We start from the raw sequence: 21,123 nt of genomic DNA on the forward strand, positions 1-21,123 counted from the left end.
CAGAGCGGGCAGCGGTGCAACCGCTGCGTTTGCTTAATTTTGTGGAGGTTCGCTTTGACGAATTTTTTTCAAGAAGTAATAAGTATAAAAACCCATCAATGCAATTGTAGTGGCAATTACAGTGACAGACATTAATCCAATGCTGTTACCGAACAGTAAATCTAGCCAAAGTTCCATTGCTAACTCTCCTTTCAAGTAAGTAAAGTTAGCTTAATTTAGTCAATGAAATGTCAAATTGATGTGGGTCAATTTGTTAAAGGATCGACTTCACGGATTGCGTAACCCAGCTTTTTTAGGTTCTCTAATAGCCCTTGCTCACCGTATAAATGCATGGCACCCACTACCACGAAACTGGTATTTTCAAGCTGAGTAAGTTGTTTCATCCAGTTGCGATTTCGCTGATAAAGAAGTTTTTCAAGTACCTGTTCAGCCCCTTGTTGAAACATTGGGTCGTCGTTGAGTAAGTTCAGTAGCTTGTTATTCTCGCCGTTATTCCAATGGCTGACTAATTGCTTGAATAAATCAGGCACTTGGTCAAAGTCATCAAGGGTTTGCTCCAGTAGCGGAACTTGAATGCTACTTAGGCTACTTAATGCTTCTATTTGATCGGCAAAAGTTTCAAGCTCATATACAGGAGTATTACTATGTGCTGCTTGCTTAATAAAGTGCAAATCTAGACCAAGCTCTGGCTGATAACCTAAAGTTTGCATTTGCAGCTGGCTAAGTACCACCGCTACATACCAGGGCTGCATATTATCGAAAATGTGCGAAGAAAAACCCAATTCTTGGCTGCGCTCGGCTAAAAGCGTCATGTATTGAGGGCTGATATAGTCTCTGAGACTTTTGCCGGCAGGCAGTTGGCTAGCAGCACTAAGCACTTGTTGGTCTTGGCTGCTAATGTTGCTCACGTTAGTTTCAATTGCTAAGCGCTGGCTTTGTTGGTAAGCCTCAGTAAATGGCGCAGGTAGTGGATAAAAATCTTCGGTACCAAGATGAATCGATCCAAATAGATACAGCTGTTGATGGCCTTTAGTTGCTAACCAAAGCGAAGGCTCTGCAGCAATTTGGCTGCTAGAAAATATAAGTAATAAAGAGCCTAAACGGCTGATCCAAGGTTTCATGGTTAATCCACTCATACAAAGAGAAAACTACTTTAACATGAGTGGTTTAAGGTGCCAGTAGCTTTAGCTTTTTTTAAGAATTGCGTCCAGTATGGCAACCGGCAGAATGCGCCGTAACCAAGCAAACAAATGAGTAGGGAAGGTGACGTAATAACGCGCTTTAGGCTTGTTGGCTTCTAATGCGTGCAATAGCGCTTTGTAAACGGCGCTAGCGGGCAAGGTGAATTGGCTACTTGGCCCTTCTTGCGCTAATCGCTCAAGCGTTTGCTGGTAAGCTTGCTGGTGGCGAGTATTGTTAGCATCGATATGTTGCTCAAAAGCGCGTTTGGCATTTTGTCTAAACTGGCTAGTAATAGGACCGGGTTCGATAAGTGATAAGTGCAGCGGCGTGTCAGATAGTTCCAAACGCAGCGTATCGGTATAACCTTCTAGGGCAAATTTACTGGCGTTGTAAGCTCCACGGTACTTCATGGCCACCAAGCCTAATACCGAGCTGTTTTGTATGATACGACCATGTTGCTGTTTGAGCATGTGTGCTATGGCCAAACGGCTTAGGTGGTGCCAGCCAAAAAGATTGGTTTGAAACTGCTCACGTAAGGCCTGGGTAGGTAAATCTTCTAATGCCCCTGGCTGGCCATAAGCGCCGTTGTTAAACACTGCGTCGAGCTGGCCATTGCTAAGGTTTAAGGCTTGTTGCCAAGCTGACTCTATAGAAGTATCACTGGCCAAATCTAGCTGCACGCAGTGAAGGCCAGCTTGCTGGAGACGCAGAACATCATCAGCCTTTCGGCAGGAAGCAATAACCTTATAACCGCGCGAATGAAGTTGCTGGGCGCAATACAGACCAATGCCTGAACTACAACCAGTAATTAAAATGGAACGGGAGGTTTGGCTCAAGCAATACCCTGTATTTTCTTCTCATAGGCTTTATCAACTAATTGCCTATCAATTTGTTCATTTACAATCTCGTAATCTTGAACAAACTGGCAGCCGAGTGCAAATTCATTACGCTCGTTCGGAGTGTTTTTTATTTGGCAGGTAAGAATTATCGGGTCATCTCGTTTAGGAAAGCGAGTTTGTAACTGAAGGTTCTTATCTTTAAGCACATTGATATTAAATTTGTTAGCCGCGCTAGGTACAAACTTACAACCGCGTGAGGAGATGTCTTTTAGTACACCGCGTAATACGTGTTTAGAGTCTAAGTGTAAGGTAGCGGGTTGGTAACACTCGTAACGGTCGTATTTACGCAGTGGCATAGACATAACATTTTGCGGATATTGTAAAATCATCCAACGGGCAGGTTCATTAATTAGCGTGACAATTTCAGAGCGGAAGGCAATAAGTTTGCCGTCCCAATGAAAACGCGCGTTGACTTCGCAGCCTTCACTAATAATGTTAATACCTGAGTTTGCGTCCCCGCCATTGAGGCGACAAATAATATAGCTGGTTTGATCAACACCAATCCAATGGCCCTTAAAGTCAGCGGCCTTTTTGAAACGAGTGGTAATGCTTAGGTTAATCCCGCAATTAGGCGGTACTTTGTGAAATTGTACTTGATCCATAAAGAAGAAACGCTAAATCCATTTATTGCTGCCACTAGAGGCGGGCGGCGTGGCTTAATTTCGATGATTCTAGCGGAAAACAATCAAAAAAAACATCTTGTAAAAATATATCTCAGAGCAGATTTTATTTTGTAAAAACTCAATTAGTTTAGGGCTTTAAATAAAACACATTAACATCAACGAATTATAAAGCCCTTATGATAAATACCTTTGTTTGCGTAGACTTAGTATTTCCAAAATGGTTTTTCCGCTTCGTGCATCGCTTCGGCTCTGCTTACCCCAATGTCTTTAAGTAAGTAGTCTGGAAGTGACGCTAGCTCTTTGCGGCTTTTTCTGCGTAACAGTAAGCGGCTAATGTAGTTTGGCAAGCGTGTAATGCTTAATTTAATTACATCATAAACACTGTGTTGAACGTGACGGTTGGCCTGATTTAAGTAACTCATGATGAACTCCTTTTGTGTTGATGGTTAAAAAGTACGCTAAATTGGGGTAAGCTGACAAACGACTAAAATTGACTTTCGGTTAAGGAAAACTTAAGTGAGTGAGCGTTTGCCACCCTTGCAGGGCTTGTACTATTTTTATCTGGCGGCAGAGACGGGCAGTTTTAAACAAGCTGCCGAGAAACTGTTTGTTAGTGCCGCAGCCATGAGCCAGCAAATTCGCCAGTTAGAAGAGAGAGTTGAGGTACAGTTGTTTGAGCGGCAACATCGTAAGGTAGTGCTAACGCCGGAAGGTGTTACCTTGCATCACTATGCCAAACAGGCTTTTCGTAGCCTGCAGGATGGGGTACGACAAATTAGCCAAGACCCAGATCCACTCAGCTTATCGTTATCGGTATTGCCATCGTTCGCTCAGCATTGGCTGGTGCCACGGCTTGGTGAGTTTAGCCAGCAGCATCCAGATTTGTCGGTAATGCTTATGCCCAAAAACAGCTTGATTGATTTTCGCCAGGATCGCGTGGACTTATGTGTACGTTATGGCTTGGGTGATTACGAAGGATTGCATTCGGTTAAATTGATGGATGATCATCTTTATCCAGTATGTCATCCCTTGTATTTAAAGCAGCACCCCATTGAATCGCTCGATAACTTAAGCGAACACACCGTGATAGATGATGCGAGGCCAGATATGAACTGGCAACATTGGCTGCAAGTGGCTGGTTATGAATCAAGTACAGCTAAGGCTAATTTACGTTACCAGGGCGCTCATGTGGTTATTGAGGGGGCGTTAGCGGTGCAAGGAATAGCCTTAGTAAGACATAGCTTGGCATGGAAATATATTCAGCAAGGTGTGTTAGTAAAGCTAGGAAAGGTAGAAGTGAAGCCGCGTTACAGCTATTACTTGGTTGCACCTAAACCCTATTTTAATCGTGACAAAATAAAGCAGTTTAGCGACTGGATTCAGTTGCAAGCGCATCAGTTTTGGGCAGAAGCAGAGCAGCAGCGTGTTCAAAGTAAAATAGTGAACACGCAGGTGATGAAGTATTAACGGTAGGCTTTAGTTCTTTCGATTTAGTTTTTCTGATTTAGTTCTTAACGATTTGTTGATCGTCTAAACCTTGAATATCAAGTCGAGTGGCCTCAAGGGTTGCCCAGCTTTTACCGTTACGAATAATCTCAGCTTTAACCAGATGGTAATCTAACTCTGGCGCTAGCCATAGCCAAGTGCTGCGGCCTTCTCGTTTCTTTTGTTCAACTTTTAAGGCTTGAAAAGTGCCCAAGTTAGTTTCAACGGTTTCTTCCGCCACCACGGTAAAGCGGTAGTTATCTACCTCGTCAATCACGTTGTAGTGATAGTCTAAATCGGTTAGGCCTTTCTTTAAGTCATTCTGTAGTTGTACTGAAAAGCCCGCCGCATCCATTAACTGGTGTACATCTTCTGGCGCTTCAAAATGATGGCGCTCGCCATCAACATCTACAATTAATCCACCCTTTCTATCGGGATGCCCTGTGACCTGGGTAGTAGAAAAAAGACCGCTTTGCTTCAGCACAAAACCTAAAGTTTGTACGTCTTGTTCATGATAGGTAAAACGCGAGGTATCGTCGTACTTTAAACCGCCAGCGAGGGCAGTGCCAATGCTTTTAATTTGATAGGTATCGTTACCTAAATCGATAAGTTGACGATAGCCTTTTGCAATAGGGATGCCTTTAAAGTTCGCGCTATATTCAGCCTCAAAGGGCAAAACCTCGGCTAGGCTGGCGGTGCTAATTAACAAAGCCGATAGAGCAATAGCTTTTGAAAGTGACATAACAATAACCCCAGAATATCTTTAAATGAGTATAGCTGCCCGATATGACAAAGCGTAAGGCGAATTTTAAAGTAAAAAAAAGGCCCCGTAAACGGAGCCTTATAGTTCAGGACTTAGTTAGCAATTAAGCTTTCGCTTTAGTTGCTTTCTTAGCCGCTGGTTTTTTAGCTTTTTGAGACTCAGCTTCAGCACTGTCTGCTGCTTCGGTGTATGGACGACCGTAGTATGAATCAAGTAGTACTTGCTTCAATTCGCTGATTAATGGGTAACGTGGGTTTGCACCAGTACATTGGTCATCAAACGCGTCAACCGCTAGCTCATCAACTTTCGCTAAGAAGTCAGCTTCGTTCACACCAGCTGCTTGAATTGATAGTGGAATATCAAGCGCCACTTTCATTTCATCTAACCATGTTAACAATGCGTTAATCTTGTCTTCAGTGTTACCTGCAGTGAAGCCTAAGTGTGCCGCAACTTCAGCATAACGAGCACGCGCTTTAGGGCGATCGTACTGCGAGAATGCAGTTTGTTTAGTTGGGTTGTTAGTTGCATTGTAACGAATGGTGTTCGAAATCAACAACGCATTTGCTAAACCGTGTGGTACGTGGAACTCAGCACCTAGTTTGTGCGCCATTGAGTGACACACACCCAAGAAGGCATTCGCAAAAGACATACCAGCGATAGTTGCAGCATTGTGAACTTTCTCACGAGCAACTGGGTCTGTTTTACCGTTAGCGTAAGAGCTAGGTAGGTATTCTTTCAGTAACTTAAGTGCTTGTAGTGCATGTCCGTCAGAGTACTCGTTGGCTAGTACAGAAACGTAAGCTTCCATAGCGTGAGTAATCGCATCGTAACCACCAAAGGCACATAAAGACTTAGGCATATCCATTACTAAGTTAGCGTCAACTACTGCCATGTTAGGCGTTAGTTCGTAATCAGCTAATGGGTATTTTTGACCAGTTGAATCGTCAGTTACAACGGCGAACGGTGTTACTTCAGAACCCGTACCAGAAGTAGTAGTAATACATACTAGTTCTGCTTTAGAACCCATTTTAGGGAACTTGTAAATACGTTTACGGATATCCATAAAGCGCATTGATAGGTCTTCGAAATCAGTTTCTGGGTGCTCGTACATTACCCACATGATTTTTGCAGCGTCCATTGGTGAACCACCACCAACAGCTAGAATAACGTCAGGCTGGTAGCTATGACATGCTGCAGCGCCGGCTTTTACTACTGTTAATGTAGGGTCAGCTTCAACTTCGTGGAATACTTCAACTTCCATGCCTTTCTCTTTAAGGATAGAGCGAAGGTCGTCGATGTAACCATTGTTGAATAAGAAACGGTCAGTCACGATAAGTGCGCGTTTCTTGCCATCTAGATCGTCCATAGCGATGGGTAATGAACCACGACGGAAGTAGATAGATTTAGGAAGTTTATGCCACAACATATTCTCAGCTCGCTTCGCTACAATTTTCTTGTTGATTAAGTGTTTTGGACCCACGTTTTCAGAAATCGCGTTACCACCCCAAGAACCACAACCTAGCGTTAATGAAGGCGCTAATTCGAAGTTGTAAAGGTCACCAATACCACCGTGTGAAGAAGGTGTATTCACAAGAATACGTGCAGTCTTCATTTTGTCACCGAAGTAAGCAATACGATCAGCGTTTGCATCTTGGTCGGTGTAAAGTACAGATGTGTGACCAACACCACCGATGTCTAATACGATACCCGCTTGGCGAACAGCATCTTCAAAGTCTTTCGCTTTGAACACACCTAGCGTTGGAGATAGTTTCTCATGAGCAAACTCATCATCGTAAGACGCTTCTAAGCCTTCACCGATTAAGATTTTGGTTGCTTTCGGTACTGTTACGCCCGCTAGCTCAGCAATTTTGTATGCTGGTTGGCCAACGATTTTAGCGTTAAGCGCGCCATTGATAAGCAGTACTTTACGTACTTTATCTGCGTCAGCCTTGTTAAGCACAGCTGCGCCGTATTTAGCGAAACGCGCCATAACTTCGTCGTACTTAGATTCAACGATGATAGCCGCTTGCTCAGAAGCACAGATTACGCCGTTATCAAAAGTCTTAGACATTAAGATAGAAGAAACAGCACGCTTAACGTCAGCAGTTTCGTCGATAACAACAGGTGTGTTACCCGCGCCAACACCAATTGCTGGCTTACCTGAAGAGTAAGCAGCTTTAACCATGCCTGGGCCACCAGTTGCAAGGATAAGAGAGATGTCATCGTGCTTCATTAATGCGTTTGACAATTCAACAGAAGGAGTATCAATCCAACCGATGATATCTTTTGGGGCACCGGCTTCAATTGCTGCATCTAACACGAGCTTAGCAGCGAAGTTAGTTGAGTTTTTAGCACGTGGGTGCGGAGAGAAGATACAACCGTTACGCGTTTTCAAGCTGATTAAAGCTTTGAAAATGGCTGTAGACGTTGGGTTAGTCGTTGGTACGATTGCACACACAATACCCACTGGCTCAGCGATAGTAATTGTGCCGCCTTCGTCGTTGCGGTCGATAACGCCACAAGTTGGTTCGTCTTTATATTTGTTGTAGATGAACTCAGAAGCGAAGTGGTTCTTGATCACTTTGTCTTCCATAATGCCCATGCCAGACTCTTCAGCCGCCATACGAGCTAGTTCAATACGTGCTGTAGAAGCAGCGAGTGACGCAGCGCGGAAAATCTTGTCCACTTGTTCTTGGTCAAAAGATGCAAATTCAGCTTGCGCTGCCTTTACTCGAGCAACCATTGCGTTTAACTCATCAATATTACCTACAGGCATCCTGTTCTCCTCATTTAAACTAAAACTAATTAGTAAACCGATACTGTCTAATTCGAATCTGAAAATCGTAGACCGTTATGTCGCTTTAGTGGTTTAGTAATTAACTTTCACCAGCGATTATAATAGCCCTTTAGTGGTACCACTTGATCCAGATCATGTGTTGCTAAGTTACAAATGTAAAAAAATCACTAAATAATTACAGCGATATTTAGCGATTGGTGTAATTTTTGAACATTTATTGTAATTTTAACCATATTCTTTTGTAATACAAAAGGGTGGTAATTCTAAGTAAAGGTGATTTTTACTGATCATTAACAATAATTGTTAGAGGTTAGCTTAACTTAGTGCTTTAACAATAAAAAACTATTTATTTGCGAGAATAATAGGGATGAATGGGCTGTAAAAGGTAACTTATTATTTGTCGTTTTTGTTATTCGAGTGTAGCATCTGGCGTGTATGAGCTTTTTATTAGAATATTGTACTGATTTAATATTCATGTAAAGTGAATGGAAATATCACAGAAGGCTAAAATATAGCTCACTGTGTCAATATGGAGATGAAAATGAAAACTGCTAAAACCCTCGCGGCTAGCCTCGTTAGCGCCGCAATACTAAGTACCTTCACTACCGCTACTTTTGCTGCAGATGTTCCTGCTGGCGTTAAACTTGCGCCGGTACAAGAATTAGTCCGTGGTAACGGTACTGAGCCTGCTTCTTTGGACCCTCATAAAACCGAAGGTGTTCCTGAATCAAACGTGATTCGAGAGCTTCTTGAAGGGTTAGTAAACCAAGACGGCGATGGCAATTTAGTGCCTGGAGTAGCAGAGTCATGGGAAACTAAAGACAATAAAACCTTCGTTTTTCACCTACGTAAAGACGCAAAATGGTCAAATGGCGATGCATTAACGGCTCACGATTTTGAATATAGTTTCAAACGCGCTGTAGACCCTAAAACAGCCGCTCCTTACTCTTGGTATTTAGAAATGACTACCATGGTAAACGCAGCAGAGATTATTGATGGCAAAAAACCAGCCTCTGAATTAGCGGTTACCGCCTTAGACGATTACACCCTCGAAATTAAACTTGAGCAAGCGCTACCGTATTTCGTAGCGATGACTTCTCACACCACCTTGAAGCCAGTTCATCGCGCAACGGTAGAGAAGTTTGGTGACAAGTGGACGCTACCTGCAAACTTCGTGGGTAATGGCGCTTATAAAGTGAGCGAGTGGGTAGTTAACGAGAAAATCGTAATGGCTCGCAATGATAACTACTGGGACAACGACAGTACTGTTATTAACAAAGTGACTTACCTACCTATCGAGAACCAAGTCACCGACATGAACCGCTTTTTAGCCGGTGAAATCGATATGACTTACGAAATGGCTAACGAGCACTTTAAGCGTATGCAGAAAGAGCAGCCAGATTCGTTAAAAGTAACGCCTTACTTATGTTCTTACTACTACGGCTTTAACAACAAAAAAGCCCCGTTTGACGATGTTCGAGTGCGCAAAGCTTTGTCTTACGCCATTGATCGTGACGCAGTCGCTAAATTCATTGTAGGTAAAGGCGAATTGCCAGCTTACAATTTTGCTCACCAAAAAGTGGCTGGCTTACAAGTTGATACGCCAGATTACGCAACCTGGACACAAAAAGAGCGTAACGCTAAAGCAGCGGCGTTACTGGCCGAGCTAGGTTACGGTAAAGACAAGCCTCTAGAGTTTACTTTGTTGTATAACACCAGTGAGAACCACAAGAAAATTGCTATTGCGGTAGCGTCTATGTGGAAGAAAACGTTGGGTGTTAAAGTTAACCTTGAAAACCAAGAGTGGAAAACTTTCCTAGATAACCGCCGTAACGGTAACTACGATGTTACTCGCGCGGGTTGGTGTGGTGATTACAACGAAGCGTCTACCTTCCTTTCGTTAATGCAAAGCAACAACGGTAACAACGACCAATTCTACAATAGCCCTGCTTACGATGGCTTTATGAATGGTGCGATGGCTGCTGTAGACGATGCCGTTCGCAGTGATAACTACCGTCAAGCGGAAGCGCAACTTGCTCAAGATATGCCGCTTGCACCTATCTACCACTATGTAAATGCGCGTTTGGTTAAACCAACAGTGGGTGGTTACCCAATGAATAACGCGGAAGATAAAATTTACACCAAAGATCTATACATCATCGCTAAATAATTGATGTTTGTTGAATAAGGCACCTTGCTTATCAGGGTGCCTTATTTTGTTGTTAGCTAGTTAATAGTGTGCAACGAAAATAAATAAAAGCTGGATACTTGTATGATTAAGTTCATCTTAAAACGAATGTTAGAAGCAATCCCCACTTTGCTGGTATTGATTACTATCACCTTTTTCATGATGCGTTTTGCCCCGGGAAGCCCTTTCTCTGGTGAGCGCTCACTACCGCCTGAAGTCCTCGCCAACATCGAGGCGAAATACGGTTTAGATAAACCGGTTTTGGAGCAGTATTTCTCCTATTTAGGCAGTTTGGCTCAAGGCGACCTTGGCCCTTCATTTAAATATAAAGACTACACCGTGAATGAGTTAGTGGCGCAAGCCCTACCGGTGTCTGCCAAAATTGGCTCAATCGCCTTTATATTCACAGTATTAATGGGTGTGTCTGTTGGCACGCTAGCGGCACTTAAACAAAACACCTGGATGGACTTTAGTATTATGTCTACGGCAATGGCCGGGGTGGTGATGCCTTCCTTTGTATTAGCCCCTACTTTGGTGTATATCTTCGCCATTAAGCTGCAATGGCTACCCGCAGGCGGGTGGAATGGGGGGCAACTGCAATACATCATATTGCCGATGCTTGGCATGTCTTTACTCTACGTTGCGTCTTTTGCGCGGATTATGCGCGGTAGCATGATTGAAGTATTAAGCTCCAATTTTATCCGTACCGCTAAAGCTAAAGGCCTACCTTATCGCCACATCATATTGCGCCATGCTTTACGTCCTGCACTGCTACCAGTGGTGTCGTATATGGGGCCAGCGTTTGTCGGTATTATTACTGGCTCGGTAGTGATTGAAACCATTTTTGGTTTACCGGGCTTTGGTAAGTTGTTTGTAAACGGTGCGCTTAACCGAGATTACTCATTAGTATTAGGTTTAACCATTCTGATTGGTAGTTTCACTATTATTTTCAATGCGATTGTCGACATTCTATATGCCTTCATCGATCCGAAAATTCGCTACTAGGAGGCTGCTATGTTAGATAATAAACAGAACAGCGAAGCGCTTAGCGAGTTCGCCGATAAGTTGGAAATTGAAGGTCGCAGCCTGTGGCAAGACGCCCGCATGCGCTTTATGCGCAACCGCGCGGCGATGGTGAGTTTGGGCATCTTAGTATTTATTACCTTGTTAGTGGCATTTGGCTCGCACCTTAGTGAGTTTGCTTTTGACGATACTGACTGGGGCGCTATGCATCATGCACCGTCTATCGAGAGTGGCCATTATTTTGGCACCGATTCTTTAGGTAGAGACATGTTTGTACGTACCTTATTAGGTGGTCAAATATCGTTACTTGTTGGTGTAATGGGGGCATTTGTAGCGGTGCTTATTGGCACCTTGTATGGCGCCACCTCTGGCTTTTTGGGTGGCACAGTAGACCGAGTCATGATGCGCTTGCTAGAGATCCTTTATGGTATTCCATTCATGTTCTTTGTGATTTTGTTGGTGACCTTTTTTGGCCGTAACATCTTCTTGGTATTTGTGGCGATTGGTGCAGTATCGTGGTTAGACATGGCGCGTATTGTTCGTGGCCAAACCTTAAGCCTTAAAAACAAAGAATTTATTGAAGCCGCCGAAGTATGTGGTGTATCTAAATGGAAGATCATTACTCGCCATATTGTGCCAAACGTATTAGGCATTGTGGCGGTGTACGCCACTTTACTGGTGCCGCAAATGATTCTTACAGAGTCATTCTTAAGCTTTTTAGGTTTAGGTGTACAAGAGCCAATGACATCTTGGGGCGCACTATTACAAGATGGTTCGCAGACCATGGAAATTGCCATTTGGCAATTGCTGTATCCAGCGGCATTTATGGTTGTCACACTATTCAGTTTTAACTATGTAGGCGACGGTTTACGTGATGCCTTAGATCCGAAAGATCGGTAAGGCAAGGGTATAACAATGAGTTTATTAGACGTTAAAGACCTTCGCGTGGAGTTTTCAACTCCTGAAGGCAGTGTTACAGCAGTGAATGATTTAACCTTTTCATTGGAAGCCGGACAAACCTTAGGCATTGTGGGTGAATCGGGTTCTGGTAAAAGCCAAACCGCTTTTGCTTTAATGGGATTACTAGCGAAAAACGGCATCATTTCTGGCGAAGCGCTGTTTAATGGTCAGCAAGTGCTTAACTTGCCTGAACAGCAGTTAAACGCTATTCGTGCTGAGAAAATCTCGATGATTTTCCAAGACCCAATGACTTCGCTCAACCCTTATATGAAAGTAGGTGAGCAGCTTAAAGAAGTATTGCGTTTGCACAAAGGCATGAGTAATCGTGAAGCCCATCTAGAAGCAGTGCGCATGCTAGATGCGGTGAAAATGCCAGAAGCTGAAAAGCGCATGGCGATGTATCCACATGAGTTTTCTGGCGGTATGCGTCAGCGCGTAATGATTGCGATGGCCTTACTTTGCAAACCACAATTATTGATTGCCGATGAGCCTACCACTGCCTTGGATGTTACCGTTCAAGCGCAGATAATGACTTTGTTAAACGAACTTAAAAGTGAGTTTAATACGGCGATTATTATGATTACTCACGACTTAGGAGTTGTAGCGGGTATTTGTGACAAAGTGCTGGTGATGTACGCCGGGCGAACCATGGAATATGGGAGCGCTAAAGACGTATTCTATCGACCAAGCCACCCCTATACCGAAGGCCTGTTAAAAGCGATTCCACGCTTGGATACCGAAGGCGAAATACTGCCAACAATTCCGGGTAACCCACCTAACTTGTTAAAGCTTCCGCAGGGCTGTCCATTCCAGGAGCGTTGCCACAGAGTGAGTGATCACTGTCGTCAGCACACGCCTGAACTAAGCACTTTTGGCGATCAGCGTCAGCGTGCTTGCCATGACAACTTCCACTTAAGCGGAGGCCAATAACATGAGTGATAAAGCCTTATTGCTGGACGTAGTGGATTTAAAAGTCTATTTCAAAATTAAGAACAACAAAGGTTTGCCTTGGGCACCGGCGGCTACTTTAAAAGCGGTAGACGGTGTATCACTAAAACTCTATCAAGGTGAAACCTTGGGTGTGGTTGGTGAGTCTGGCTGTGGTAAATCTACCTTTGCGCGTGCGGTGATTGGCTTAGTGCCAGCCGAAGCGGGTAAGGTGGTGTGGTTAGGCCAAGACTTAACTAAATTGCCACATAAAGAACTACGTGAGAAACGTAAAGAGATTCAGATGATCTTCCAAGATCCGCTGGCCTCGTTAAACCCACGCATGACCGTTGGCGATATTATTGCCGAGCCTTTACAAACCTTTTACCCCAAGCTGAGCAAGGCAGAAGTTAAGCAGCAGGTAAAAGAGATGATGACCAAAGTAGGTTTATTGCCTAACGTTATTAACCGTTATCCGCATGAGTTTTCTGGTGGTCAGTGTCAACGTATTGGTATTGCACGGGCGCTAATCTTAAAACCTAAGATGATTATTTGTGATGAACCGGTCTCTGCCTTAGATGTATCGATTCAAGCACAGGTGGTTAACTTACTTAAAGAATTACAGGCTGAAATGGGGCTTAGCCTTATTTTCATTGCTCATGATTTATCGGTAGTGAAACACATTTCTGACCGAGTGTTAGTGATGTATTTGGGGAATGCAGTAGAGCTGGGCACATCGAAAGCACTATTTGATAAACCCACACATCCATATACTAAAGCCCTCATGTCGGCAGTGCCAATTCCTGATCCTGATTTGGAACGTAACAAAACCATTGATTTGCTAGAAGGCGATTTACCTTCGCCTATTAGCCCGCCATCGGGGTGTGTATTCCGCACTCGCTGTCCAATTGCTACCGAGCAGTGTGCTCAGTTAAAACCGCAGTTGGAAGGTACTAGCGATCACTCAGTGAGCTGTATTCATACTGCAGTGTAAGCCTTAGTCGGGAATAAAAAGCCAGACACTTGTCTGGCTTTTTTGTTGCTTAGCTTTCGCTTGGTCGCTTTGACCTTAGATATCACTAAACTGTTGATTCAGCTTTAAAGCTAAAATCTGTTCGGCTATATCTTGGGAGCTGGCATACAACACGCCTTGCTGATTCATAAAGCTAGATCTTGAGTTATTTAGCGCTAAGGTTTGGCCCATACTGTCACTTACCCACGCCTCTCTTCCCCTCGCAATAGCAGCGGTAGCGGCAAAATCCCAAATGCTGCCACCGCCCTCGTTGCGCTTAGCTAGTTTCAAGTAAAAAGCATCATTGCTTTCCATTGCTGAGCAAGCGTTTACTACCGCGCCAGCATCTTGATTAACCACTAACTCTTGGTAGCCTAAACGATTTGCTAAGGCGCTTAGCTGCTGCTTTAGCGGGCTAAAGTAGGCTTCTTTCAAGCTACTTCTATCACAGTAAAATACTAAGGCTTGGCTAATTTTAGCCGTGCTAAGGCTAAACGTTTGCTGCTGTTTAATGCTTCGGTATTGATGGGAGTTCACGTCAAAGTAGCTGTGATACAAAACTTTGGAGAAGGGAAGGTATACCACTCCAATCAATGGCTGACCTTGCTTGTTTACAAGGGCGATAGACACCGCGCAACCATTGCCGCCTTCAATAAAGGGTAGGGTGCCATCAAGAGGGTCAATGGCCCAAAATGCTGGTTGAGTGAGCCTTGGGTGTTGGCTAAGACTGTGTTGCTGAGTATTTTCTTCGGCTAATACCGCCAGCTCAAATTGCTGAGTAGCCTGTTTCAAGTGGTCTAAAATCAATTGCTCACAGTACACATCAACCTGAGTCACCACTTGCGCACTTAAACTTAGGGTAGAAGATTTGCGATCAACCTCTAGCGAGCTACGCGGGAAGGCGGCGATGTACTCACCGGCTTGTTGTGCGGCTTCAATGGCGAGTTGCGTAAGCTGCTCAAGGTTCGCCGCGCTAAATGGGCAGGATATTGATGGATGATTAATGCTATTCACTAAGCTAGGGCCTTAAGCGCACGTTGGGTTTGTTGTTCGCTGTAACTATTGAGTTTCCAATGGTCAGGGCTCCAGCCAAGCAGAAACCGCTGAAAGTCGGCCCAGGCGAAGGGATATAACGCGCGCCACTGACGTTCTAGCTCGGCAACGTTTACTAAGCTTATCTTATAGTGCGAAATAGCCTGCTTAAGCTGGTTAAAGTAGACTGCAAGAAAATGGTCTTGTTGTTCAAAACATTGCTGTTCACTTAAACAGCTGCCCATAAACAAGACTAAATCCTGAATGCCACAGCCTTTACCCACGTATTGAAAGTCTACCGCAGCTGCTTGGCTCACCTCTTGGTTAAAGCAAAAATTAGCAAGTTTGGCATCTCCGTGAATCAAACAATGGTAGTCACTGTTTTGTAGTTGTTGGTCGATGGCCGTCGCTGCTTGCTTGAGTGGACTATCTTCCATGGCAGCGAGTTCGTCTGGGCGGGTAGCTAAATGCCAGTAGCTACCTTGTTGCCAAAGTTGTGCTGCTGAGGCTTGTAAAAAACGCGCATGAAAGTAAGCCAGCCAACGCACACATATCAATGCTTGTTCTGCGCTTACTTGTTGTTTTACTTGATTGAAACCGAGAGTATGTAAGTCTTCAAGAACCAGCCATTGTTGATTGTTATCTGCACTTAGGTCTAACAGGCTTGGAACGTAACAATTGTTATCACAGGCTGCTGCAAAGTGTTGATACCAAGCAAGTTCAACTTGATAAGAGCGAACTTTACGTTGGTGAGAGCCTTGAGTATTCCATCCGCGAGGGTGTTCTACTTGCTCTGGATAACGAATATTTTTAACCACTAGGCTAGAGCGCAAACCCTGCTTAAAGTGCACTCTTAGTAATTCGCCATATCCGCCCCATAGTGACTGAATCAACTCGCTATGGTGAATCTGTTTGGCTTGGTTTATTTGGCAAAGTTTTGCTTGTTGTTGGATACTTAAAGACATTAAAATAATTGTGGTTCGAGTATCTAGATATAGTACGTCATACGAGCACCTAAACACGAGTGTGACTATCAAGTTTAATTTCTTGTTGTTTACCCATGGGCTGTTTGATTCAGCGTTGGCGAGCTAAACACTAAATAAAGTTGACCAAGTTATCAGTTTTATTATCTGGCTGTATATATAGGCTTTTTCCCGAGCTTTATGTGACCATCTTGGCATCGATTATTGAGTAAATATCTTACTATAGCGAGTGTTCAAGTTTGCCTGGGAGGGCGATTTCAAGTATGCCCCAAGTAGACCATTTCTCTAAGCGATTGACCATTGACTGGCAATTAGCGCTGCAAAACAAAGCAAGTTTTAGCTTTTTCCAGTGTTCCGATCCTGAAAACTTAGCGCGTTGTGCTTCTGATTTTTCAGAGCAGCAAGCAGTGCCGATGTACATGATTACGCTCAACAATCTTAGTGCTTATTCGCCCTATAGTGCTTTGTTTGCCTTGTTAACCGCTCGTTTTGAATGCTCACCGTATACTGCCAAAGAATTATCGAAAAAAGTCACCGACTTTGTTCCTCTGCAGCAGAATATATGCGACATGTTAGAAGGCAAACCCTATTCCCGCAGTGAAATGGTCATAGTGGATGATTTGTACTTTGAGCAGCAATCTATTGAAAAAGCGATCCTTAAGTTAACCGAACTGTTGGTGCTAGAGCCTTGTTTGGTAGTGCTTAGTGGTTGGCACTTTGCTTCTGCTTCGGCCATTCAGCTGGTCAAAGCTTTGGTCAATCAAAAACCTAACCTTCCGCTAATGGTATTGGTATCAATTGATACTCAATATGCCTTAGCCAATCGCCAAGACGATGAAGCGTGGGAAGGGTTTCTAGATTGGTTAGACGACACCACGCTGATTCACAAAGTACCTGCAAGCCAATCGCCTTTAAAAGCACGTTGGCAGTATCGTGATTGTATAAAAAGTGCAGACGCCTTAGTGGCCGAAAATATTGCTTTTATGGCTTGGCCAGAAGCTGAAACGGCGGCGCGTTTAATGCTTGAAAGCAACGATTTAGACGATGCTACAAAAGCTAGCTTGCAGCTTCAGTTAGCTGAAGCCTTGCTTTATCAAGGCGAGTTGAATTCTGCGGTGACCGAATTAGAGTTGCTACAAGTGTTTCAAGAAACCTTAGAGCCGGCGTTTAATAAAGTACATTTACTTAATTTGTTAAGTATTACCCTGGTACAGCAGCAAAGCTTTGAAGAAGCGATGCAATGTTCAGAAGCAGCCTTAGAGTTGGCAGAGCAAGCGGCCGATGGGCACTTGTTAGCGCAATCTTTATTTGTGAATTTTTATGCCCACGATAAGTCATCTACACCTTTACAGTTACTTGAGTTTGAACATCTAGACAAAGTATTGAAGCAATACAATATGGATTGTTCACGCCTGTATGCACTGCGTAACTACTACACGTATTTGCGGTTTTATGAAGAGCTCGATTCAACTATTGCACTAGATTTTACTCAGCAAGCACTGATACTGGCTCGCCGTATGGGGCATCGCCAAGGCATTGCCGCCAGCTATCACAGCAAAGGCATTATTTATTCTTACATTAGCCGTTACCACGCTACGTTTCGTTGTTTTGCTGTAAGTTCGCGTATTCGCGAACAACTGGGTGAAGCCAGCGAACGGGTAAGAATGTATAACGGTACCGGTTACTTTAATACCTTGTTGGAAAAATACCCAGAAGCACAACAGCAATACCTAGCCGCTTATTCTATTGCTCGCCATACTGGTGATTACTCGGAATTAGTAGTTACTTTGTACAACTTTGCGTGGTTGTATTTTTGTACCCGAGATTACCAGCAAGCCTGTGACGTATTAGAGCAGTTAGTGCGAATTTGTCGTATACGCCAAATGACTCACTTTCCTTTTCGTAACCTTTACGATGTATTTAGTCTAAAAGGCTTTTGCCATACTAAATTAGGTGAGTTAGCTCGTGCCCAGCAGTGTTTAGAACGCATGCAAGGTTTACCATTTAACCCGTCTAGTACTGGTGCCTTTTTAAGAGCATTATTGCAAGGCTCACTTGATGTTGTAGATGACCGACTCGATGAGGCTCAGCAAACCTTTGAAAAAGCGCCCGCCTTGTTAGGCGAAGTCGTGGATATGGATAGCCGCCTACTGCCGCAATGCAGTACCGAATTATTGGAAGTCTATAGCCGACAAGGTAACTGGGAAGCGTGCGATAGATTGCTGCAATCTAGCTTAGCCATGTGCGAATCCTTAGTCTTGCCGCGTTTCACCGAAATTTTTAAGGGTATAAAAAAGGTTATTGATAAACGTAATGCCTTTTATGCTAAAGACATTGAGAAGTTTCCGCTAAACGATGTTTCTTTAAACTTGCTCGATTTGGTGCGTAATGCCAAGCAAGATACTCAGTTACGGCAAGTGCAGCAGCGGCTGCGCGAGATGCAGTTGATTAGCCGAATGCAATCATTGCCTGAACGTTTTGAAAGCACCATGGATTTAGCCGTTGAGAGCTTAAAACTGGTGTGTGGCAACTTTACCGTGCAAGTCGGCATGATTCATCACTTTACTTCTGAAGGTTGGACAGAGTGGACTCATGTAGGAAAAGCGATTCCCGAAGAACAAGTACAACATTACTTAGCCCATATTGAAGATAACCATACCACCTGGATAAACAACAGTTTTAGCTCCAAAGGTGAAGATGGAAAACGCGCGACGTATAACTCATTAGCCTGTTTACCTATTTTTGTTGATGAGCACCTTTATGGCGCTTTAACGCTTTGTAACTTTAATAGTAACCGTTACTTCGATAGACAAGATCAAGACACTTTAAATCTTATTAGTCGCCAGTTAGGCAGCCAATTACAGCAACTAAAACACCGCGAAAATTTGCTGAAAATGTCGACCACAGACTCGCTTACGGGCTTATTTAATCGCCAAGCTTTGTTGGCACGATTAGACCAAGAATTGGTGATGTTTGAGCAGCAAAATGGCACGTATCACTGTTCGTTGGCTTATATCGACTTGGACAATTTTAAAATCGTTAACGACTTGCTTGGTCATGATGTTGGCGACAAAGTACTTAGCGCGTTTGCCGATTTACTCGTACAAACCATGCGTGCTGGAGACATTATTGCGCGCTGGGGCGGCGACGAATTTGTGGTGGTGTTTCCTAGTGCAAATCATGCTCAAGCAAAACTTACCGCAGAGCGTTTACTCACTAATTTACAGAACCGAAATCACTTTAAGAATGAATTGAGTGCTTGGGCTGATAAACCAGAGTTAGTGACCGAACTGCCAGATTTAAGCTGCTCAATTGGTATCACTGATTGCGGTGGAGTAGAGCATGCCGACCTAAATGAAGATTGGCTGCTTAAACAAGCAGATCGCGCTTTATATCGCGCTAAAGCTGAAGGCAAAGGACGCGTTAGCGTGATGAGCTTAAGCCAAGAGTTTGTTTTAGATTAATTTTTTCTAGCTGTGAAGATGAAGCGTTAGCGGGTAGCTAGCGCTTTTTTATTGCTCTGGTACTTGCCTTAAGCGCTATAGAACTTTTACAGTGGCAATATTATTGAGTGTAACTCCAAAGGATTGATAGTGGCGAAGTTGTTAACTGGGCTAGTTGTAGTGTTCACCGTAGGCCTGATTGTGGCGTGTAGTTCGTCGGATAAGGTTTATCAAAACAACCATATTCCCCCTATAGAGAAAAACCCTTTCAAGTTTTTGTATGTTCGCTATTTTGGCGAGCAAGTGTGGGCTGACCAAGCTGCCCAGGCCAGCGATATTCCACGTCAAACGGTAGATATAGCGCTAATCAATAACCCGCAGCAAACCAATAAAATTACCTGGCTAGGCCACTCTAGCTTCTTGGTGCAGTTACCTAGTGTTACTTTTCTTACAGATCCCGTGTTTAGTGAACGCGTATCGCCGGTGAGTTTTGCTGGCCCTAAACGATTAGTCCCGCTTACCTTTAATCCGGAAGATTTGCCAAAGATTGATTTTGTGGTGATCTCACACAATCATTATGACCACCTAGATAAAATGGCAGTTAAAGCCTTAGGTAACTCTACCCATTACTTAGTTCCCGAGGGCTTAGGTGCTTGGTTTGAAAAAATGGGGGTGGATAGCAACAATATTAGTGAATTGGCTTGGTGGGATTCAGAACAGCGAGCAAATACCCAGATTACAGCTACGCCTAGTCAGCATTGGTCAGCACGTGGTTTGTTTGACCGCAATAAAAGCCATTGGGCCAGTTGGTTAATTGAAGTAGACAACAAACGTTTATGGTTTGCCGGAGACACTGGTTACAACCCTTACGACTTCAAGGAAATTGGCCAATGGGCGGGTGAGATAGATTTAGCTTTTATCCCTATTGGAGCCTACGCCCCTCGCGACTTTATGAAAGACCAGCACGTGAACGTGCCTGAGGCGATTAAGATTCATAATGATGTGCGCTCAAAACTGTCGATAGGCATGCACTGGGGCACATACCCTTTAACCGCTGAGCCTGTAATGGAGCCTGCAGAGCAATTAATAGAGCTGAGCGAGCACGCTAAACAAGGTGAGTTTGTGAGTATGGCAATTGGTGAAACACTGCGATTAGAATAAGCACTAGTGAACTAAGGCTTGGCGTTTACATCATAACCGTAGCGCTTAACGTAGTTATGGCCTTAGCCTAAGTAATCCCACTCAGTACAAATAGTTGGGTAGTTGTTTAGCAGGTCATTTAAGTGGGTAATTTCTTGGTTCATGTTGCCGTTAGGCGCGCCATAAAAGTGAAAGCCTACCGAGGTATTACTCCAATCAATCCAAGAGTATTGATCAACGATACTTTTCATATTCAGCGCAATTGAATGGAACGAGAACATAATAATATAGTGTTGAGGTGCATCACGTCTTACTTGTTGGTAGACCTGAGGCATTGGCTCCATAAAAGCAGATGATTTGTAATCTGCGTCATTCCAGGCTTGTTCATTGTTCAATTCATAATAAACCAAGTCATTATCTTTATAGCGGCTTGCCACCTTACGCCAGAAGTCAGCCATCATGTCAAAGCCACGAGTGCGTTGGAATTCACTTCATCTACCGACCAATTAGCCCCTAGACTAGGTGTCCCTTTTGGATCCCAAGCAACAAAGGGGTCAACCTACGCTACTCGAACGGTATTAAAACCTAAGTTTTTACCTTCCTCCGCAATTCAATATTGGTAGTGACAGTGCGCTAGGTTTTGCATAAGGGTTACCGAGGGGCATC

The 21,123-nt window shown here is 43.8% G+C and carries 18 protein-coding genes; 8 read left to right on the forward strand and 10 right to left on the reverse strand.

The features are described from left to right. Nucleotides 1-33: 33 nt before the first annotated feature. From ACLD71_RS12655 to ACLD71_RS12675, 5 genes are all read right to left on the reverse strand, one after another. On the reverse strand, nt 34-177 hold the full coding sequence (locus tag ACLD71_RS12655) for a DUF3149 domain-containing protein (protein ID WP_137672653.1): 144 nt from the start codon (nt 175-177) through the stop codon (nt 34-36). Nucleotides 178-245: 68 nt separating this feature from the next. Continuing rightward, nucleotides 246-1,121, reverse strand: coding sequence for a TraB/GumN family protein (locus ACLD71_RS12660; RefSeq protein ID WP_411990924.1), 876 nt, complete (start codon nt 1,119-1,121; stop codon nt 246-248). Between the two features lie 63 nt (nt 1,122-1,184). Continuing rightward, complete coding sequence (locus ACLD71_RS12665; protein ID WP_411990925.1) at nt 1,185-2,018, reverse strand: SDR family oxidoreductase; 834 nt, start codon at nt 2,016-2,018, stop codon at nt 1,185-1,187. Next, on the reverse strand, nt 2,015-2,683 hold the full coding sequence (locus ACLD71_RS12670; RefSeq protein ID WP_137672656.1) for a PilZ domain-containing protein: 669 nt from the start codon (nt 2,681-2,683) through the stop codon (nt 2,015-2,017). The genes ACLD71_RS12665 and ACLD71_RS12670 overlap by 4 nt, the downstream gene beginning before the upstream one ends. A 224-nt stretch (nt 2,684-2,907) precedes the next feature. Beyond that, nucleotides 2,908-3,126 (reverse strand): DUF1127 domain-containing protein, encoded by a 219-nt coding sequence (locus ACLD71_RS12675; RefSeq protein ID WP_137672657.1) that lies wholly within the window; start codon nt 3,124-3,126, stop codon nt 2,908-2,910. A 94-nt stretch (nt 3,127-3,220) separates the two neighbouring features. Between ACLD71_RS12675 and ACLD71_RS12680 the strand changes: the two genes are divergently transcribed. Next, a complete protein-coding gene (locus ACLD71_RS12680; protein WP_411990926.1) occupies nt 3,221-4,171 on the forward strand; it encodes a LysR substrate-binding domain-containing protein in 951 nt (316 codons plus the stop codon). 37 nt (nt 4,172-4,208) lie between these two features. On the opposite strand, the gene ACLD71_RS12685 is transcribed toward ACLD71_RS12680, so the two are convergent. Both ACLD71_RS12685 and adhE read right to left on the reverse strand, forming a co-directional pair. Next, a complete protein-coding gene (locus ACLD71_RS12685) occupies nt 4,209-4,931 on the reverse strand; it encodes a DUF3108 domain-containing protein (RefSeq protein ID WP_137672659.1) in 723 nt (240 codons plus the stop codon). Nucleotides 4,932-5,055: 124 nt separating this feature from the next. Beyond that, nucleotides 5,056-7,728, reverse strand: a complete 2,673-nt coding sequence (adhE, locus tag ACLD71_RS12690) for a bifunctional acetaldehyde-CoA/alcohol dehydrogenase (protein WP_137672660.1) — start codon at nt 7,726-7,728, stop codon at nt 5,056-5,058. Nucleotides 7,729-8,290: 562 nt separating this feature from the next. On the opposite strand from adhE, the gene ACLD71_RS12695 reads away from it, so the two are divergent. The 5 genes from ACLD71_RS12695 to oppF all read left to right on the forward strand — a co-directional run bounded on the left by ACLD71_RS12695 (nt 8,291) and on the right by oppF (nt 13,841). After that, a complete protein-coding gene (locus ACLD71_RS12695) occupies nt 8,291-9,919 on the forward strand; it encodes an ABC transporter substrate-binding protein (protein ID WP_137672661.1) in 1,629 nt (542 codons plus the stop codon). Between the two features lie 102 nt (nt 9,920-10,021). Next, complete coding sequence (gene oppB, locus ACLD71_RS12700) at nt 10,022-10,942, forward strand: oligopeptide ABC transporter permease OppB (RefSeq protein ID WP_137672662.1); 921 nt, start codon at nt 10,022-10,024, stop codon at nt 10,940-10,942. 9 nt (nt 10,943-10,951) lie between these two features. Continuing rightward, nucleotides 10,952-11,860: an oligopeptide ABC transporter permease OppC gene (oppC, locus tag ACLD71_RS12705; protein WP_137672663.1), complete on the forward strand. Its 909-nt coding sequence runs from the start codon at nt 10,952-10,954 to the stop codon at nt 11,858-11,860. A gap of 15 nt (nt 11,861-11,875) precedes the next feature. After that, complete coding sequence (locus ACLD71_RS12710; protein ID WP_411990927.1) at nt 11,876-12,850, forward strand: ABC transporter ATP-binding protein; 975 nt, start codon at nt 11,876-11,878, stop codon at nt 12,848-12,850. Between the two features lies 1 nt (nt 12,851). Next, a complete protein-coding gene (gene oppF / locus ACLD71_RS12715; protein WP_137672665.1) occupies nt 12,852-13,841 on the forward strand; it encodes a murein tripeptide/oligopeptide ABC transporter ATP binding protein OppF in 990 nt (329 codons plus the stop codon). 75 nt (nt 13,842-13,916) lie between these two features. On the opposite strand, the gene ACLD71_RS12720 is transcribed toward oppF, so the two are convergent. Together ACLD71_RS12720 and ACLD71_RS12725 are read right to left on the reverse strand one after the other, a co-directional pair. After that, nucleotides 13,917-14,873: a 3'(2'),5'-bisphosphate nucleotidase CysQ gene (locus tag ACLD71_RS12720; RefSeq protein ID WP_411990928.1), complete on the reverse strand. Its 957-nt coding sequence runs from the start codon at nt 14,871-14,873 to the stop codon at nt 13,917-13,919. Continuing rightward, complete coding sequence (locus ACLD71_RS12725) at nt 14,873-15,856, reverse strand: phosphotransferase (protein ID WP_411990929.1); 984 nt, start codon at nt 15,854-15,856, stop codon at nt 14,873-14,875. The genes ACLD71_RS12720 and ACLD71_RS12725 overlap by 1 nt, the downstream gene beginning before the upstream one ends. Nucleotides 15,857-16,137: 281 nt before the next feature. Between ACLD71_RS12725 and ACLD71_RS12730 the strand changes: the two genes are divergently transcribed. Further along, nucleotides 16,138-19,338 (forward strand): diguanylate cyclase, encoded by a 3,201-nt coding sequence (locus ACLD71_RS12730; RefSeq protein ID WP_411990930.1) that lies wholly within the window; start codon nt 16,138-16,140, stop codon nt 19,336-19,338. Nucleotides 19,339-19,467: 129 nt separating this feature from the next. Further along, complete coding sequence (locus ACLD71_RS12735) at nt 19,468-20,478, forward strand: MBL fold metallo-hydrolase (protein WP_411990931.1); 1,011 nt, start codon at nt 19,468-19,470, stop codon at nt 20,476-20,478. Nucleotides 20,479-20,540: 62 nt separating this feature from the next. Here ACLD71_RS12735 and ACLD71_RS12740 read toward each other — a convergent pair whose 3' ends face one another. Continuing rightward, nucleotides 20,541-20,918 (reverse strand): cellulase family glycosylhydrolase, encoded by a 378-nt coding sequence (locus ACLD71_RS12740; protein ID WP_411990932.1) that lies wholly within the window; start codon nt 20,916-20,918, stop codon nt 20,541-20,543. Nucleotides 20,919-21,123: the final 205 nt, after the last annotated feature.

Source organism: Agarivorans sp. DSG3-1 (genome assembly GCF_046774965.1).
GTDB lineage: Bacteria > Pseudomonadota > Gammaproteobacteria > Enterobacterales > Celerinatantimonadaceae > Agarivorans.

Bases quoted from the DNA above. Each gene is read 5' to 3' on its own strand.
- ACLD71_RS12655 (WP_137672653.1), bottom strand. From the start codon at position 177: ATGGAACTTTGGCTAGATTTACTGTTCGGTAACAGCATTGGATTAATG.
- ACLD71_RS12675 (WP_137672657.1), bottom strand. From the start codon at position 3,126: ATGAGTTACTTAAATCAGGCCAACCGTCACGTTCAACACAGTGTTTAT.
- ACLD71_RS12685 (WP_137672659.1), bottom strand. From the start codon at position 4,931: ATGTCACTTTCAAAAGCTATTGCTCTATCGGCTTTGTTAATTAGCACC.
- oppF (WP_137672665.1), top strand. From the start codon at position 12,852: ATGAGTGATAAAGCCTTATTGCTGGACGTAGTGGATTTAAAAGTCTAT.
- ACLD71_RS12740 (WP_411990932.1), bottom strand. From the start codon at position 20,918: ATGATGGCTGACTTCTGGCGTAAGGTGGCAAGCCGCTATAAAGATAAT.
- ACLD71_RS12730 (WP_411990930.1), top strand. From the start codon at position 16,138: ATGCCCCAAGTAGACCATTTCTCTAAGCGATTGACCATTGACTGGCAA.
- ACLD71_RS12725 (WP_411990929.1), bottom strand. From the start codon at position 15,856: ATGTCTTTAAGTATCCAACAACAAGCAAAACTTTGCCAAATAAACCAA.
- oppB (WP_137672662.1), top strand. From the start codon at position 10,022: ATGATTAAGTTCATCTTAAAACGAATGTTAGAAGCAATCCCCACTTTG.
- ACLD71_RS12660 (WP_411990924.1), bottom strand. From the start codon at position 1,121: ATGAAACCTTGGATCAGCCGTTTAGGCTCTTTATTACTTATATTTTCT.
- oppC (WP_137672663.1), top strand. From the start codon at position 10,952: ATGTTAGATAATAAACAGAACAGCGAAGCGCTTAGCGAGTTCGCCGAT.
- ACLD71_RS12670 (WP_137672656.1), bottom strand. From the start codon at position 2,683: ATGGATCAAGTACAATTTCACAAAGTACCGCCTAATTGCGGGATTAAC.
- adhE (WP_137672660.1), bottom strand. From the start codon at position 7,728: ATGCCTGTAGGTAATATTGATGAGTTAAACGCAATGGTTGCTCGAGTA.
- ACLD71_RS12710 (WP_411990927.1), top strand. From the start codon at position 11,876: ATGAGTTTATTAGACGTTAAAGACCTTCGCGTGGAGTTTTCAACTCCT.
- ACLD71_RS12695 (WP_137672661.1), top strand. From the start codon at position 8,291: ATGAAAACTGCTAAAACCCTCGCGGCTAGCCTCGTTAGCGCCGCAATA.